16 protein-coding genes are annotated in these 15,737 nt (G+C 63.5%); 12 read left to right on the top strand and 4 right to left on the bottom strand.

Annotation, left to right across the window (positions count from 1 at the left end):
* Nucleotides 1-87 precede the first annotated feature (87 nt).
* The 8 genes from GWL_RS21580 (at nt 88) to GWL_RS21545 (ending at nt 8,306) form a co-directional block, all read left to right on the top strand.
* On the top strand, nt 88-666 hold the full coding sequence (locus GWL_RS21580; RefSeq protein ID WP_008334437.1) for a hypothetical protein: 579 nt from the start codon (nt 88-90) through the stop codon (nt 664-666).
* Nucleotides 667-861: 195 nt separating this feature from the next.
* Nucleotides 862-1,269 (top strand): biopolymer transporter ExbD, encoded by a 408-nt coding sequence (locus GWL_RS21575; protein ID WP_008334436.1) that lies wholly within the window; start codon nt 862-864, stop codon nt 1,267-1,269.
* Nucleotides 1,269-1,979 carry an energy transducer TonB gene (locus tag GWL_RS21570; RefSeq protein ID WP_008334433.1) on the top strand — a complete coding sequence of 237 codons (711 nt, stop codon included), beginning with the start codon at nt 1,269-1,271 and terminating at the stop codon, nt 1,977-1,979. Before GWL_RS21575 ends, GWL_RS21570 begins: the two co-directional genes overlap by 1 nt.
* 76 nt (nt 1,980-2,055) lie before the next feature.
* Nucleotides 2,056-4,491, top strand: coding sequence for a TonB-dependent receptor (locus GWL_RS21565; protein WP_008334422.1), 2,436 nt, complete (start codon nt 2,056-2,058; stop codon nt 4,489-4,491).
* Nucleotides 4,492-4,557: 66 nt separating this feature from the next.
* Nucleotides 4,558-5,202 carry a MotA/TolQ/ExbB proton channel family protein gene (locus GWL_RS21560; RefSeq protein WP_008334421.1) on the top strand — a complete coding sequence of 215 codons (645 nt, stop codon included), beginning with the start codon at nt 4,558-4,560 and terminating at the stop codon, nt 5,200-5,202.
* Between the two features lie 31 nt (nt 5,203-5,233).
* Nucleotides 5,234-6,484 (top strand): phospholipase D-like domain-containing protein, encoded by a 1,251-nt coding sequence (locus GWL_RS21555; RefSeq protein WP_008334420.1) that lies wholly within the window; start codon nt 5,234-5,236, stop codon nt 6,482-6,484.
* Between the two features lie 115 nt (nt 6,485-6,599).
* Nucleotides 6,600-7,064: an Lrp/AsnC family transcriptional regulator gene (locus tag GWL_RS21550; protein ID WP_008334419.1), complete on the top strand. Its 465-nt coding sequence runs from the start codon at nt 6,600-6,602 to the stop codon at nt 7,062-7,064.
* Nucleotides 7,065-7,229: 165 nt separating this feature from the next.
* Nucleotides 7,230-8,306 (top strand): saccharopine dehydrogenase family protein, encoded by a 1,077-nt coding sequence (locus GWL_RS21545; RefSeq protein WP_008334418.1) that lies wholly within the window; start codon nt 7,230-7,232, stop codon nt 8,304-8,306.
* Between the two features lie 97 nt (nt 8,307-8,403).
* On the opposite strand, the gene GWL_RS21540 is transcribed toward GWL_RS21545, so the two are convergent.
* The 3 genes from GWL_RS21540 to gcvA all read right to left on the bottom strand — a co-directional run bounded on the left by GWL_RS21540 (nt 8,404) and on the right by gcvA (nt 11,065).
* Nucleotides 8,404-9,165, bottom strand: coding sequence for a glucose 1-dehydrogenase (locus GWL_RS21540; RefSeq protein WP_008334416.1), 762 nt, complete (start codon nt 9,163-9,165; stop codon nt 8,404-8,406).
* Between the two features lie 60 nt (nt 9,166-9,225).
* Nucleotides 9,226-10,062: a DMT family transporter gene (locus GWL_RS21535; RefSeq protein ID WP_008334414.1), complete on the bottom strand. Its 837-nt coding sequence runs from the start codon at nt 10,060-10,062 to the stop codon at nt 9,226-9,228.
* Nucleotides 10,063-10,162: 100 nt separating this feature from the next.
* Nucleotides 10,163-11,065 carry a transcriptional regulator GcvA gene (gene gcvA / locus GWL_RS21530; RefSeq protein WP_034351598.1) on the bottom strand — a complete coding sequence of 301 codons (903 nt, stop codon included), beginning with the start codon at nt 11,063-11,065 and terminating at the stop codon, nt 10,163-10,165.
* Between the two features lie 154 nt (nt 11,066-11,219).
* Here gcvA and GWL_RS21525 point away from each other — a divergent pair, with 154 nt between their 5' ends.
* From GWL_RS21525 to GWL_RS21515, 3 genes are all read left to right on the top strand, one after another.
* Nucleotides 11,220-11,882, top strand: a complete 663-nt coding sequence (locus GWL_RS21525; protein WP_008334410.1) for a transcriptional regulator — start codon at nt 11,220-11,222, stop codon at nt 11,880-11,882.
* A 74-nt stretch (nt 11,883-11,956) separates the two neighbouring features.
* Nucleotides 11,957-12,934, top strand: a complete 978-nt coding sequence (locus tag GWL_RS21520; protein ID WP_008334408.1) for a threo-3-hydroxy-L-aspartate ammonia-lyase — start codon at nt 11,957-11,959, stop codon at nt 12,932-12,934.
* Nucleotides 12,935-13,045: 111 nt separating this feature from the next.
* Nucleotides 13,046-13,405: a 5-carboxymethyl-2-hydroxymuconate Delta-isomerase gene (locus GWL_RS21515; RefSeq protein ID WP_008334406.1), complete on the top strand. Its 360-nt coding sequence runs from the start codon at nt 13,046-13,048 to the stop codon at nt 13,403-13,405.
* A 149-nt stretch (nt 13,406-13,554) separates the two neighbouring features.
* Here the strand turns inward: GWL_RS21515 and GWL_RS21510 are convergent, their stop codons facing one another.
* Complete coding sequence (locus tag GWL_RS21510; RefSeq protein ID WP_008334403.1) at nt 13,555-13,965, bottom strand: VOC family protein; 411 nt, start codon at nt 13,963-13,965, stop codon at nt 13,555-13,557.
* Nucleotides 13,966-14,500: 535 nt separating this feature from the next.
* On the opposite strand from GWL_RS21510, the gene GWL_RS21505 reads away from it, so the two are divergent.
* Complete coding sequence (locus GWL_RS21505) at nt 14,501-15,604, top strand: sensor domain-containing diguanylate cyclase (RefSeq protein ID WP_237713618.1); 1,104 nt, start codon at nt 14,501-14,503, stop codon at nt 15,602-15,604.
* The last annotated feature ends 133 nt before the right edge of the window (nt 15,605-15,737 follow it).

Here is a 15,737-nt window from a genome sequence, read left to right as displayed (position 1 = left end):
CGCCACACTGTCGAAAATTGTGGAGGTGCAGCCGGCCAGCTTAATGGGTAACATACGCGCCGTTGCGCATGTCTCCCCCCTCCCGTCATGCAAGCCTCCTCCGACCTCCGCCCTGCCCTGCGCACCCACCTGGCCGCCATTGCCGGTACGGCGCTGTGCTATTTCCTGTTCTATTCGATCAATGAATGGCTGTTCCGGCGCACCCAGTTCACCGAGGGCATTGCCTGGATCTACCTGCCTGCCGGGGTACGCCTGATCTGCACGCTGCTCTTTGCCGAGGCCGGCTGCGTGGGCCTGCTGGTGGGCTCGCTGGCCACGGCGGCGACCTACCAGCTGTTCCCGCACGACCTGGTCACGGCGGCAGGCTACTGCCTGATCTCCGCCGCTGCCCCCTACCTGGCCTACCGGCTCACCCTCTCCGGCCTGGACCTGGGCCGCAATCTGGTCAACCTCAATACCACCCGGCTGATGGCCTGCATCCTGCTGTATGCACTCTCCAATCCGCTGTTCCAGCTGATCTGGTTCGTCCTGCGCGGGGTCTATCCGGATTTCTGGAGCGGCCTGGTGGTCATGTCCATCGGCGACCTCTCCGGCTCGCTGATCGTGGTCTACCTGTGCAAGCTGCTGCTGTCGCTGCTGCCGCGCAGGCCGTTGCCACGCCGCTGATCACGACTTCCACCGCTGTCGCCGGCAGGCGTCGGCGACATCTTCATGCAGGCGGTGGACGGTCAACATTCCTTCACACCGCTTAACGCAAACCCGCATGGTGTAATACGCACGACACATTTCCTCGCTACGCTGCGCATCGCTATAAAAACTATAGCGCTACAAATCGTATAACGAAGCTTCGAGGAGTGTGGCATGCGCAGTTGGGACGAACCCAAAAAACGGAAGGCCCGTGTCGAGATCATTCCGATGATCGACGTGATGATGTTCCTGCTGGTCTTCTTCGTGCTGATCAGCCTGAACGTGATTCCGGCACTGGGACTGAAGACCCGGCTGCCCAGCTCGTCTACCGCCCAGGACCTGAAACCGCAGACCAAGGCCGTCATCACCATCGCCAAGGATGATGTGATCCAGGTCGATGGCGAGAACACCACCCTGGACGCGCTCACCGCCCGCCTGGACAAGCTGCGCGGCGAAGGCGAAAAACTCAACCTCATCATCAACAGCGACCGGGGCGTGGAAGTGCAGCGCCTGGTCGACGTGATGGATACGCTCAAGAAGGGCGGTTTCGATTCCATCTCGATTGCCACCCGCAGGCCATGATGATGAACGTTCCCGTCCTCTTCCGCTTGCGTGAGCCATTGGCCACGCTGCCGTCGCTGCTGGTGCTGGCCGTGCTCATCCTGGCCGGGGTGCAGAAGGCCAGCGAACTCAAGCGCAAGGAAGATCCGCAGCCGGTGCAGATCTCGCTGACCGAATTGCCACCACCGCCCACACCGCCGCAACCCAAGCCGCAAGTGGAGCCGCCGCCCAAACCCGTGGAACCACCCAGGAAACAGGAAGCGCCCAAGCCCGTGTCCAAGCCGGCCCCGGTCAGGCAAGCGCCGGCACCGGTGGAGCCGGCGCCGCCGTCGTCGGAAGCGCCCATCCTGCCGGCCGCCAGCGCCCCGGCTACACCCCCGGTGCAGGCGGCGCCGGTGACACCACCGGCGCCGCCGCCGGTCGATACCGCCAGGATCGAACAGACCTACGTCGGCCTGCTGCGTGCGCATCTCAACAGCATCAAGCGTTATCCGACCGGCCGCGAGGCCAGCACCCTGCGGCCGCAAGGCAAGGTGCGCGTGTGGTTCGTCCTGAAGCGCGATGGCAGCGTGGTCGACAGCGGCATCGAGAGTTCCTCGAACTCCATGCTGCTCGATGACGCGGCCCGCAAGACCATCCACCGCGCCACCTTTGCCCCCTTCCCGCAAGACAGCTACCAGGGCGAGAGCACGCACCGATTCACTGCCGATCTGGAATTCATTCCCGTCTGAGCTGCCCTGCAGAAAGGGGCGGTAGCCGGGCGCAACGATTTCAACATGTAGTCCAACAAACCCAGGGGAACACGACATGCAATGCAAACTTACCCGGCTGTCCTTGCTGATATCCGGGATCTTCATGGCGGGCGCACCGGCCTTCGCCCAGACCACGACCGATGTAGGGACCGTGACCGTACAGGGAGGCGGCAGCGCCAGTGCCGGCACCGCTGCTGCGACCGGCCTGATCCAGGCCGAGGATTCGCCCAAGGCGCGCAGCTCGGTCAACCGTGATTACATCGAGAAGCAATCGCCCACCGGTACGCCCTACCAGATGATCAACCTGCTGCCGGGCGTGAACACCTATGACAACGACGGCACGGGCCTGTTCGGCGGCAACATCCGCGTGCGCGGCTTCAACAGCGACCAGTTGGGCTTCACCATCAACGGCGCGCCGGTCAACGACTCCGGCAACTTCGCAGTCTATCCGCAGGAGTACACGGAGCCTGACAACCTGTGCAACGTCTTCGTGACCCAGGGGTCGACCGATACCGAAGCCCCCCACGTGGGCGCCACCGGCGGCAACATTGGCATGACCTTCTGCGCGCCGGAAGACCAGCAGCGCATCCGCGTGACCAATGCCTTCGGCTCCAACAGCCTCTGGAAGCGCTATGTGCGCTTCGATTCGGGCAAGCTGTTCGATGACAAGTTCAAGTTCTTCATCTCGTACTCCAAGACCACGGCCGACAAGTTCAAGGGACCGGGCGGTGCCATCAAGGATCACGTCGACATTGGCACCAACTTCAACCTGGGCCAGGGCAGCTTCATCAATGCCAACCTGCTCTACAACCGCCAGCTCAACAACAACTACCGCTCGCTGACCAAGGCCCAGATCGCCCAGTTCGGCAGCAATGCCGATTACGGCAGCACCGTGCCGCAGCACCAGCCGGCCGTGGCCGGTACCGCGCAGAACGACACGACCTATGCGCCCAACGTGGCCGCCAACATCGCCGGCAATGGCTACTACGCCTACAACCTCAATCCCTTCGAGAACTGGCTGGGCACCGTCAATGCGCACTTCCAGCTGAGCCCGACCGCCAGCCTCGATATCGATCCCTACTTCTGGTACGGCTTCGGCACCGGTGGCAACCAGCTGCAGACCGTGCGTGAAGGCGGCGTGGCCGGCGCCAGTCAGCTCGGTGGTGGCGTCGCCGACGTCAACGGCGATGGCGACCGTCTCGATACCGTCTATGCCTACGAAGGCAGCCGCACCCGTACCTACCGTCCGGGCGTGACCTTCAAGTTCAACCAGCAGCTGGACAACCATCGCATCCTGGCCGGCTATTGGGTCGAACGCGCGCGCCACCAGCAGACCGGCCCCTTCAGCCGCGTGGACAACAACGGCAACATCGCCGATCTGTGGCAGGACAGCTCCGACCTGTGGCTGCGCAATGCCGATGGCTCCCTGCTCCAGTACCGCGACACCATGACCGTCAGCACGGCCCAGTCGATCTTCCTGCAGGACAGCATCAGCATGATGAACGACAAGCTCAACGTGCAAGTCGGTGGCCGCTATTCCTCCATTGACCGGGACTTCACCAACTACCCCAGCACCGGCTCCACCAGCGGGACCAACAGCTATTCCAGCGCCGCCTTCTACAAGGTCAAGAAGAACTACGCCGACTTCCTGCCCAGCCTGGGCGTACGCTTCCAGCTCGATGAGAAGCAGTCGGTGTTCTTCAACGCCGCCAAGAACTTCAAGGCACCAGGCAACTTCTCCTACTTCGGCCTGCTCTCGGGCGGCACCATCGTCAACGGTCAACTGGTCGGCGCCACCCAGCGCGAGGTGCCGGTGGACAAGGAAACCTCCTGGAACTACGACCTCGGCTATCGCTACAACACCGAGAAGTGGATGGCCTCGGGCTCGCTGTTCTACATCGATTATCACAACCGCATCGCCAGCGCCTACAACCCGGACACCGCCAACAAGACCGACTACAACGTGGGCGACGCCAGCTCGCACGGCCTGGAACTGGAAAGCGGCTATGCCTTCACGCGCAACCTGTCGATGTACGGCTCGCTGTCCTACATCAAGAGCAAGATGAAGCAGGACCTGCGCAACAGCGCGACCCAGTACCTGCCGACCTCGGGCAAGCAATTCCCGGATACGCCGAACTGGCTCTCGGGCCTGTCGCTGCAATACCAGCAGGATGGCTGGTATGTGTTCGGTCAGGCCAAGTACACCGGCCGCCGCTACACCACGCTGGTCAACGACGACACCCTGGGGGGCTACACCCTGTTCAACGCCGGTGCCGGCATGACCTTCGCATCCACCACCTGGTTGAAGAAGCCGACCGTGCGGCTGAACCTCTACAACCTCTTCGACAAGCAGTACCTCAACCTCAATGGCGGCAGCGGCAGCCAGTTCACCACCAATGCCGTGGCGGTCAACGGCATTGCCGGCACCGCCCCTTCGCTCTACATCGGTGCCCCGCGCACCTTCACCATCACCCTGACTGCGGATTTCTGATCGCGGTCTGAACCGGGCGGCCCGCACCAGCAGCACGGGCCGCCCATCAACGCAAGAGAGGCAAGCATGAACATGCAACTACTCCACGAACTGGCTTTCTATCTGATGTATGCCTGCGCGGCACTGGCCATCTTCGTCATCGTCGAACGCGGTCTGTTCTTCGCTTACACCATGCGCCAGGCCACAGGACTGGAACGCGCCATGACCCATGCGGTGCAGCACCTGCAAGAGCTGCCGCCCGAACTGACCACCCGTCCCAGCCTGCCGCTGGCGCTGGTCTCGGACATCCTGGCCGAAAAGCACCATCTGCACACCGAGAAAGACCTGGAAGATTTCAGCGAGTCGGTCTATATCGCCAAGCGCGGCGAAGTGCAGCAGCGCCTGTGGATCCTCGATACCATCGTGACTGCTGCGCCCCTGCTGGGCCTCCTGGGCACCATCCTGGGCATCATCGATACCTTCAAGGCGCTGGCCGTGTCGGGCGTCTCCGATCCGGGCCAGGTGTCGCAGGGCATCGGTACGGCGCTCTATGCAACGGCCCTGGGCATCGGCATCGCCGTGGTCGGCATGTTCTTCTTCAATCTGTTCCAGGAACGCATCGAGCGCATCAACGACCATCTCAAGGTGCTGATGCTGCGCGCCTGCGTCGGCCGTCTGGACCCGCAACCCCAGCACAGCCCGCAACCGCAGGGCAAGCTGCATATCGCCTGAGCGCAACGCTGACATCACCTTCTCCGACACCATGAAACTCGCGCCACGCCGTCTACTGCTTCGCTTCGCAGCCGCCTTCGGGCTGGCCCTCTCGCTCGTCTGCCCGGTCCACGCCGAATTCGCCATCCCCGGCTTCGAACTGGTGCACACGGTCCCCCGCGAGACCACGCTGGCCACGCCGGACCTGCGCGATGCAGCGCTGGTGTGGAAGGAAATGTTCGATAGCGCACAGCGCGAGATCGTCTTTGGCCAGTTCTACGTGGCGGGGCAGGATGGGGAAGCGCTCGACGACATCATGGCGCACCTGGAGGCGGCCGGGCGGCGCGGCGTGAAGATCCGCTTCCTGATGGAAAAGAAGGGCGAGTTCGCCTCGGTCCCGGCCACCATCGAGAAGCTCAAGCGCATCCCGAACCTGGAGTTCCGCCAGATCGATTATTCCCGCATGACCGGCAACGGCATCATCCACGCCAAGTATTTCGTGGTTGATGGTCGCACTGCTTACGTGGGTAGCCAGAACTTCGACTGGCGTTCGTTCTCGCACATCCACGAGACCGGACTGAAGATCACCGACCCGACCGTGGCAGCGCAGGTACAGGCGATCTTCGAGATCGACTGGGCGGCACAGGCCGCCATCGCCGCCGGGCAGGCCCCGGTGATGACCAACCACAGCGTGGTCGCGGCCGATGTGGCACGCGGCAACTATCTGGTGGCCAGTCCGAACGCCTACAATCCGCCCGGCGTGGGGGATTCGCAAAGTGAACTGGTGCGTCTGATCGGTCAGGCACAACAGGAGATACGCGTGCAGTTGCTGGACTACGCCCCGCTGTCCTACGGACCCAATCACACCCGGCCCTATTACGCCGTGATCGATGATGCCCTGCGCGCCGCGGCCACCCGAGGCGTAAAGATCAAGCTGATGGTCTCCAACTGGAACACCGAGGCACCGGCCATCCGCTATCTGCAGAGCCTGGCGCTGCTGCCCAACGTGGAAATCCGCATCGTCACGCTGCCACAGGCCAAGAGCGGTTTCATTCCCTTCGCACGGGTGATCCATACCAAGGCCATGAGCATCGATGGCAAGATCGCCTGGGTCGGCACCAGCAACTGGGCCGGTGGCTACCTGGACAACTCGCGCAATCTCGAAGTGGTGCTGCACGATGCCGCCATGGCACGGCGCGTGGCGGCCCTGCACGAGCAGACCTGGAGTTCGTCCTATGCTCAAGCCATCGATGTGCTGAAGGTCTATCCCAGGCCGGCCAAGGGCAAACCCGCCTCGCAATGATTCGATCCGGAACCGGCATTTGAGGCTGATGCCTGTGGCCCCCCTGCCTGCTGGTCTACACTGACGAAATGTAGCGTTGTTTCGTCATTGTGTAGCATCGACCAGGAGAACCGGGATGACCAGGCTGGACCAACTCGACGACATCGACCGTCAACTCCTTTCCATCCTCCAGCTCAATGCCCGTGAACCGGTGGCCGAGATTGCACGGCGCCTGGGAGTCGCGCGCACTACCGTAGTAGCCCGTATCGAGCGGCTGGAGCAGACCGGCATCATCGGCGGCTATACCCTCAAGCTCGGACGCGAGGTCGTCGATGCCAGCCTGCAAGCGTACGTGGGCGTGACTGTGCAGCCGCGTGCCGGGCGCGACGTGATTCGCCGCTTCGGCCGCATCCCGGAAGTCCACCAGCTCTGCGCGGTCAGCGGCGAATATGATTACGTGGCCTGGCTACGCGTCAATACGCCCGAACAGCTGGACAAGATCCTGGACCAGATCGGCGAGATGGAAGGCGTGCTCAAGACCACTACCTCGGTGGTGCTGGCCCGCAAGATTGATCGGGGGGACGCGGCCAGGACGCGCTGAAAAGCACGTCGATTTCGCCGGATTGCATTGGCGTCGCTACATAATGACGAAACTGCACTGCAAAGTGACGAAATCTGCGCTACTTTCTGACGATCTGGCAATGGTTTCCGTCACGGCGGCTACCTAGAATGAATCATCGTATCCATCTTCATTCGGGAGCCCCTCATGCGTACCGTCCTCCTCGGCTGCGGCCACATCGGCCAGACCATCGCCCGCCTGCTGGCTGAGTGCGGCGAAGGCCGCGACTACCAGGTCACCATCGCTGACCGCGATGCGGCGGCCTTGCAGGCCATCGCGGGCGTGCATGCCGAAAAGGCCGTGCTCGACTCGTCCGACCCGCTGGCCTTGGCGGCACTGCTGCAGCGCGCCGACGTGGTCATCAATGCCCTTCCGTATCACATGGCCATCGGCGTAGCCAAGGTGGCGCGACAGACCGGTACCCACTACTTTGATCTGACTGAAGACGTAGAGGCCACGCGTGCCATCGCCGCCCTGGCCGCCGATGCGCCCTGCGCCTTCATGCCGCAGTGTGGTCTGGCCCCGGGCTTCATCGGGATTGCCGCGCACCATCTGGCCGCCGGCTTTGAAGAAGTGCACGAGATCAAGATGCGCGTCGGTGCGCTGCCGCAGTATCCGACCAATGAATTGAAATACAACCTGACCTGGAGCGTGGACGGTCTCATCAACGAGTACTGCCATCCCTGCGAAGCCTTGCGCGACGGCGAGCGGGTCATGGTCGATCCCCTGGCCGACCTCGAACACTTTTCGCTGGAAGGGGTGGAGTACGAAGCCTTCAATACCTCGGGCGGCCTGAGCAGCCTGTGTGAGACGCTAGCCGGCAAGGTGCGCAATCTCGACTACAAGTCGGTGCGCTACCCCGGCCACCAGCAGCGCATGAAATTCCTGCTGGGCGATCTCGGGCTGCGGCATGATCCGGGCTTGCTCAAGGACATCCTGCGCAAGAGCGTGCCGGCGACCTTGCAGGATGTGGTGCTGGTGTTCATTACCGTCAGCGGCTTGCGGGAAGGCAAGCTGATGCAGGAAGTCTTCACCCGCAAGATCTTCGCGCAGGAGCGCGAGGGCCGGCGCGAGAGCGCCATCCAGTCCAGCACGGCTGCCGGTGTCTGCGCGGCGCTGGACCTGTTCCGTACAGGTCGACTGCCAGCGCGCGGCTTCATCCGCCAGGAACAGATCAGCTTGCCGGAGCTGCTCGGCAACCGGTTCGGCGCGGTGTATGCCTGAACGGACGCTGCACGCCAGCCTGTGGACAGGATGAATTGCCGCACAGGGCCCAGGGCCGTGGCCCTGCGCTTGTTGATGCTGAAGCCTGACGCCGGCCTCACTTGCCTCCGGTCACGTCCAGAAAAGTCCCCGTACTGAAGGAAGCTTCCTCGCTGGCCAGCCAGAGGATGGCGCGCGCCACTTCCTCGGGCTGTCCGCCCCGCCCCATGGGGATGGATTCCCTGACCCGGTTGACCCGGTCCGGTTCGCCACCGCTGGCGTGCATGTCGGTGTAGATGTGGCCGGGCCGCACGCAGTTGACGCGGATGCCTTCGCGGGCGACTTCCTTGGCCAGTCCCGTGGTGAAGGTTTCCAGTGCGCCCTTCGAGGCGGCGTAGTCGACATACTCGTTGGGACTGCCCAGGCGGGCCGAGGCCGACGACACGTTGATCACCACCCCGCCCCTGCCCTGGTGCCGATAGGCCATGCGCCTGACCGCCTGCTGCGCGCACAGCATGGGACCGATGGCATTGACCGCGAAGATGCGCTGCATGCGCGCGAAACCCAGGTCTTCCATGCGTGACTGGCGCTCCAGCATGGCCGCATTGTTGACCAGCACATCGATGCGGCCGAAGCGCGCATCGATGGCAGCAAAGAGCTGCGCCACCTGGTCCGGGTCGGCACTGTCGGCCCGCAGCGCCAGCGCCCGCGCGCCGCGCTGCGCGATATCGGCCGCCACCGAATCGGCCGCTGGCGCATCGCGCAGATAGCTGAAGGCCACATCGTAGCCGCGTTCGGCGGCCAGCCGCGCGGTGGCGGCTCCCATGCCGCGGCTGCCGCCGGTGATGAGGATGACTGGCTTCGATGACGCATGAGTCATGACGAATCTCCTTGGAGTGAGCAAAACGGCAGGGGAGCAGCGGCGGGAACAGCCACCGGATCAACCGATCAGTACCGTCCCGGCTGCAATGGCGGCACAGGCCAGTACCCGTGGCCAGCTCAGCGTCTCGCCCAGGAACAGCCGGCCGATGATGGCGGCAAACAAGACGCTGGTTTCGCGCAGCGCCGAGACCGCGCCCATGGGCGCCAGCGCCATGGCCTGGATGACGATGCCATAGGCCAGCAGCGACACCAGACCGCCCGCGAAAGCGGTGGCAAAGGTCGCCGCCGATGCAGGTGGCTGCCACAATGCACGGGGGCCGCGCCAGGCCATGAAGACGGCGGGCATCAGCAAGCCCCATCCCGCGCACATCCATGCGGTATAGGCCATGGGGTTGCCCGCGAGCCGCACACCCAGGCCATCCACCACGCTGTAGGCCGCGATGAAGCAGCCGGTCCCCAGGGCATAGCGCAGGCCGGGCAGTGCCACCCTGCGGCCCCGGAATGCCAGGGCGATGATGCCGCCCGATACCAGCCCGATGCCCAGCAGCGCCAGCGGTCCCGGCGTCTCGCCGGCGAGCAGAGCCGCGCCCAGCGTGACCAGCAGGGGTGAGCTTCCACGCGCAATCGGATAGGTTTGGCCCAGCTCACCGCTGCGGTAACTGCGCACCAGGAACAGGTTGTAGCCCACGTGCAGCAGGGCCGAGAGCACTCCATACGGCCAGCTGGCCGGCAACGGTACCGGCAGCCACGGCGTGGCGGCCAGGCTGGCCAGGGCGACGGCCAGGCACATCACGGTCATCGACCAGAGGCGGTCGGCGCCATTGCGCAGCAGCGCATTCCAGCTGGCATGCAGGAAGGCGGCAAGGAGGATGAGCAGGACGACAGGCAAAGGCATGCGCCATGGTAAGCAGGAGCGCCGCCGGACAGAAGCGAAGTCTCCTCATCCCGTCATGAGCAAATCCTCATGCCTGGCGCCGAGGCGGTGACCCCGCAGCTCAGTAGCGCGCACCGGCGACCTGTGACTGCGCCAGCAGCCAGGCACGGAAACTGGCCACGTGCGGCTGCGTCTCCACGCCCTTGGGGCAGACAAAGTAATAGGCCAGCGGGGAAGGCAAGGCCAGCTCGAACAGCCGCACCAGGCTGCCATTGGCCAGTTCCTGCTCGACATGGCCGCTGCGGGCCAGGGCCACGCCCTGGCCCAGCAGCGCCGCCTCGAGCGTCATGTTGGTATCGGCCAGGCGCACGCTTTCCCGCAAAGCCGAGACACTCACCCCGGCTTGCTGGAACCACAGGTCCCATTTCGGCACCATGTCGGCCCCGGCGCGCGTGAGCAAGGGATAGCGGCGCAGGTCGGCCGGCTTGCGCGGCATGCCCAGGCGCGCCAGCAGGGCCGGGCTGGCCACCGGGAACACCTGCTCGCGGAACAGGAATTCGGAAAACAGGCTGGGATAGTGGCCGGGACCGAAGCGGATCGCCACATCCGGCTCGGACGGCGTGAAGTGGATGGCCGTATCGGTGGTCTCCAACGTCACCAGCAGCTCGGGATGGGCCTGTGCCAGCGCGGGCAGCCGGGGCAGCAACCATTTGAGCGCAAAGGAATAGGTGGTACTGACCTTCAGCGGCTGCCGCCCTTCCTGTGCGCGCAGCTCGGCCAGGGTGGCTTCAAGGCGGGCGAAGAACTCGCGCACCACCGGCGCCAGCGCAGCCCCCGCCGGGGTCAGCGTGTTGGACTTGCCGCGCTGGAACAGCGGCATGCCCCACAGCGCTTCGAGGTGGCGCAGCTGGTGGCTGACCGCACTCTGCGTGACATGCAGCTCTTCCGAGGCGGAGGTGAAACTGGGATGGCGGGTGGCGACTTCAAAGGCCCGCAGGGTGGCCGTGGGGGGAAGGTCTCTCATGGGTGCGCTCAGGGATGGACGGCTGGAAACAACAGTCATGAACAAGAGCTCATGATAGCAACAGGCACCGTCTTGCAGTCCGGAAAGCCCCTCGCAAGCGGACGAGAATGCAGCGCAACATCGCGGCTATACATACCGTCTAATTTTAGATAATATGTATCGCATGACCTCCCGCACCCGAAAAAAGAAGCCTGACCGTCCCGACCATGCTCTGCTGCTTTCGCAATTGCAGCAGGTGGCCAAGGGCCTGGGCGAGACCTTCGCCCCCTTCTGCGAAGTGGTGCTGCACGACCTGCGTGACGCGGATCACTCCATCGTCGCCCTGCACAACAACCTGTCCGGCCGCGAGGTAGGAGATGCCACCACCGAACTGGGACTGGCACGCATCGCCGACGAGAGCTATCCGCAGGTCCTGACCAATTACGCCAACACCCTGCCCGACGGACGCCAGGCCAAGAGCACCTCGATCGGCATCAAGGATGCCGACGGCAAATACGTGGCCGCCTTGTGCATGAACATCGACCTGACCCTGTTCGGCGCACTGCAAGGCATGCTGCGCCAGTTCGGCGGCATCGACAACGCGGTCCGCGTGGCCGAGACGCTGGAGCCGGCAGGCGCCGATGCCCTGCGCAGTCGCATCGATGCCTTTGCCGCCCGAATGTCGACCACCCCGCGTAGTCTCAAGGCCGAGGACCGCCGCCAGCTCATGCGTGAGTTGCGGCAGTCCGGCTGCATGGATGTGCGGCGCTCGGCCGAAATCGTGGCCGCGCACCTGGGGGTGTCGCGCGCGACGGTCTACAACGACGAGAAGGCGTGAGGGCTGCGCTCCGCGCCTTCATCGCTTGCCATGCTCAAGGTCCTCATCTTTCCATCCCACTTGAAGGAAACCTCATGATTCCCCTCTCCAGTTCCACCGAATTGCCCAGCTTTGCCGACGTCCTGCTGGCTGCCGAACGCATCAAGCCCTGGGCCCACAAGACGCCCGTACTGCGCTCGCGCACGGCCGATGCGGAGGTTGGCGCGCAACTGTTCTTCAAGTGCGAGAACTTCCAGCGCATGGGCGCCTTCAAGTTCCGTGGCGCCATGAATGCGCTTTCACAATTCGACAGCGAGCAGCGCAAGCATGGCGTGATCACCTTCTCTTCCGGCAACCATGCCCAGGGGACAGCGCTGGCGGCGCAGCTGCTGGGTATTCCGGCAGTGATCGTCATGCCCCAGGACGCGCCTGCGGCGAAGGTGGCTGCAACGCGCGGTTACGGCGCCGAGGTAGTGACGTATGACCGCTATACCGAGGACCGCGAAGCCATCGGTGCGCGCCTGGCGGCCGAACGCAAGATGACGCTGATCCCGCCCTACGACCATCCGCACGTGATGGCCGGTCAGGGAACGGCCACGCTGGAACTGCTGCAGGAAACCGGCCCGCTGGATGCGCTCTTCGTCTGCCTGGGCGGCGGCGGCCTGCTCTCGGGCGCGGCACTGGCGGCGCGGGCGCTGTCGCCCGACTGCAAGATTTATGGCGTCGAGCCGGAAGCGGGCAACGATGGCCAGCAATCGCTGCGCGCAGGCCAGATCGTGCACATCGATACCCCCAAGACCATTGCCGATGGCGCCCAGACGCAGCACCTGGGCAAGTACACCTTCGAGGTCATCCGCGAGCTGGTGGACGACATCCATACGGTCAGCGACGCCGAGCTGGTGTCGGGCCTGCGCTTCTTTGCCGAACGCATGAAGATGGTGGTGGAACCGACCGGCTGCCTGGGCTTTGCCGCGGCCCGCAAGCTGAAGGACCAGCTGCAGGGCAAGCGCGTGGGCGTGATCATCAGCGGGGGCAACATCGACCTGGGCAAGTTGTCGGGGTATTTGTCCTGATGATTGGCCGCATCAGTGACCCCAATCTCGCGCGGGGTCATTTTGACTTACAGTGTTGAGCCTCATCATTGACTTTGCTCCCACCATTCAATCACAAGGACTGGAAACACCATGCCCCATCTCGTTCTGGAATACACCGGCAATCTCGCGCTCGATGTGCAGCCCACCCTGCTCAAGCTCAACCAGGCACTGGTGGCCAGCGGCCACTTTGAAGAGAACGCCATCAAGGCGCGTGCCGTGCGCCTGGACAACTACCTGGTCGGTACCGCTGCCGAGGCCAAGCGTGCCTTCGTCGCACTGCGCCTGGCCATCCTGACCGGCCGCACGCTGGAAGAAAAGAAGACGGTGTCGGACCTGCTGGGTGCGGCGATCCAGAAGGACCAGAGCTGGCCCAAGGATCTCCAGGTGCAGATCACCGTGGAAGTGGTCGACATGCAGCGCGAGACCTATTTCAAGGTCGCCCTGCAATAAGCCGATGGCGTGACCCTGCTGCCCTGGCAGCGGACACCCCAAAACGAAAAGCCGCGCGGTGCAACCGGGCGGCTTTTTTTCGGGTGAAGGACACAGCGCGATGCTGTTCTTGTGATGCCGCGCTGCCTTCTCCCCGGTGCATCACGCGTTCAGGACGCCAGCGCCGTTTCGCGCAGGACCTCGCGGAACTGCACTACGTTGCCTTCCGGATCGAAGCCATCGCAGGCACGGAAATCCGGTCCGTTCCATTCAGCCGCGGCGGGCTTCATGCCACCGCCGAGCTGCTCGGCAGACAGGCGCGTGTGGGCAAGTGAACGCACGGGAAGGAAGAGCTTCACCGGCACGTTCTCGCGCAGCACCGGTGGTGAACAAATCTCCACCTTGGCTGCCGTGGCTTGTGGAATCGCATGAATCACCAGCAGGAAATCCTCGGCCTCGATCACTACCTTCTCGGCCTGGGCCTGCTTGGGAACCACCGCCAGCACCTGCGCATAAAACGCGGCGAGGCGGGCTACATCTTTGGCGAACAGGACTGCGCCTGCTTTGGGCTGGGTCGACATCTCTGCTTTCAAAAACGTTGATCGGATCAAACAAGGAACGGCAGAGTTTATTTACGACCACCGCGCTTGGCAAGCATTAATCGTCTCCCTGTGGCGACGCTGTTGTGTCGCTGTCCGGCGACGCCTTTCTGTCGTCCTTTGCACGAAATATTGCAGAGCAATATAAGAATCCGCTGACACGCGAAAGTGGTGCTGTCCGATGTTCATATGCGTGCGAAGAAACTATCCTCACTTACCGTCGGCAAGAGACTAATAAAACGTCAATTGTCAGCATGATCAGCCAAGCTGTCTGTATGTGATCGGAATAGCATCGTTTGCACTACGAACGCGTATAAATTGTAAGAGGATGTTCTCAAGCGGTTTACTTCCGAACTTGATCTGCTACCTTGATGTCGCAGGGCAACATGGTGTGCGGTGAAGAAAAAAGAAAAATATTTCCACTTGCACACTGACCTGCCGCGCCGTCCCCCACTGCATAGCGCTGCGCAGACGGTGACCGAACATAACGCACCCCAACCCTCACGAGTATCGCGCCATGAACATTCGAGACTTGCACGCTCAGTACACTCCCGAACGCTCCATTTTCAAGCGGTCCCAGGCTACGCATCACGCGAACCCGCAAGACCCTGCCCAGCGCATCGAGCTGGCGCATACCGACAGCGATGCCGATGCCTGGCTGGAACCGGCCCTGTCCGACTTCATCTCGCTGGCCTCCAGCGTCTGCGGCACCCCCATGGGCATGTTCAGCCAGCTGCACGCCGATATCGGTCTGCAGCATCCTTACCTCTCGGTCAACAATGGCCGCGGTGATGCTCGCAACCAATGGTGGCGCTTCCCCGGTCAGACCGGTGTACTGCGTCATGCCGTCGACTTCTCGCTGTGTGAACTGGCCGCGCGTACGCCGGGCCAGGTTACCGAGGTCAGTGACCTGGCCGGCGATCTGCGCTTTGCCACCAGTGCATTGGCCCGCGGCAATCCGGCGGTGCGATTTTATGCGGGCGTGCCGCTGGTATCGGGCAATGGCGATCTCCTGGGTACGCTGTGCGTGATGGACCGCGCACCGCGCACGCTGACTCCGGCGCAACGCGAAGCTTTCCAGAAGCTGGCACGCCAGCTCGAAGCGCAGATCGACAGCCATCGCGCCATGCAGAAGCTGGAGCAGCAGACGCTGACCGACGCCCTGACCGGCATCGGCAATCGCCGCAGTTTTGATTCACGCCTGCGCGAGGAGTGGACGCGCCATCTGCGCAACGCCCGCCCCTTGACCATGCTGATGGTGGACGTGGATTACTTCAAGCAATACAACGATACCTATGGTCACCCCGCCGGTGATGCGCTGTTGGTGCAGCTTGCTCGTGTGTTGCGCTCGCCGCTGCGTGCCAGCGATTTCCTGGCGCGCTACGGTGGCGATGAGTTCTCGCTGATCCTGCCGGATACCGACGAGACCGGCGCATTGCAGGTATCCGAACGCATCAGGCAGGCGGTGGCACGCGTGAGGTGGCCGCATACGGATATCGAAATCAGCCTCGGCGCAGCCACGGTGACGCCGTCGGAGATGTGCGACTTCAGCGCCTTGCTGCATGCGGCTGACCAGGCGATGTATCAGCGCAAGCATGGGCGTAATCCGCGCAATGCGTGATCGATGGCCGTGCGGGGAGGGGTAGGCCCAGGGCGCTTCCCTTGCTGCATGAAGACAAGCGCCGCTGCACATGCAGCGGCGTTTTTGTTTGATGTGCCTTCAGGCAGCGCCGCTATTGGACAGCAACCAGATC

It is taken from the genome of Herbaspirillum sp. GW103, from assembly GCF_000261365.1.
GTDB lineage: Bacteria > Pseudomonadota > Gammaproteobacteria > Burkholderiales > Burkholderiaceae_D > Herbaspirillum.
Note: the sequence above shows the minus strand (reverse complement) of the source record. Positions and strands in the feature narration are given on the sequence as shown.